At 61.2% G+C, this 640-nt stretch carries 1 pseudogene; it reads right to left on the bottom strand.

The annotated features are described in order from the left end of the window. Positions 1 to 140 precede the first annotated feature (140 nt). Positions 141 to 640: pseudogene (locus BK660_RS31475) on the bottom strand (2-oxo acid dehydrogenase subunit E2); the annotation flags it as partial.

Raw genomic sequence — 640 nt, 5'->3', positions numbered from 1 at the left:
CAGCGCAACATGTGGGAAAAAGACCGGAAGGATTTTTAAGGCAAAAAAAAGCCCCGCCAAACTGACGGGGTTGAGGTACGAGCGTGTGGCGCTCGAAAGGGTGCAGCAATCGGCCCTCCGTTGCCGGAGGGCCGATCGAGTTACAGCAGGATCGTGCGGATGTCCGCCAGCAGGCTGCCCAGACGCTGGGTGAAGCGTGCGGCAGCGGCGCCGTTGATCACACGGTGATCGTAGGACAGCGACAGTGGCAGCATCAGTTTCGGCTGGAAGGCTTTGCCGTCCCAGACTGGCTGGATGGTTGCCTTGGAAACACCGAGGATCGCCACTTCCGGAGCGTTGACGATCGGCGTGAAGCCGGTACCGCCAATGTGGCCGAGGCTGGAAATGGTGAAGCAGGCGCCCTGCATGTCGTCAGCGGTGAGCTTCTTGTCGCGGGCTTTGGCGGCCAGCGCAGCGGCTTCGGCTGCCAGTTGCAGCAGGCTCTACTGGTCGACGTTCTTGATGACCGGTACCAGCAGGCCATCCGGGGTGTCGACGGCGAAGCCGATGTTCACGTATTTCTTGCGGATGATCGCTTTGCCGCTTGGTGCCAGCGAACTGTTGAAGTCCGGCAGCTCCTTGAGCATGTGCGCGCACGACT

Source organism: Pseudomonas brassicacearum, assembly GCF_003732265.1.
In the GTDB taxonomy this organism is placed as follows: domain Bacteria; phylum Pseudomonadota; class Gammaproteobacteria; order Pseudomonadales; family Pseudomonadaceae; genus Aquipseudomonas; species Aquipseudomonas brassicacearum_D.
Note: the sequence above shows the minus strand (reverse complement) of the source record. Positions and strands in the feature narration are given on the sequence as shown.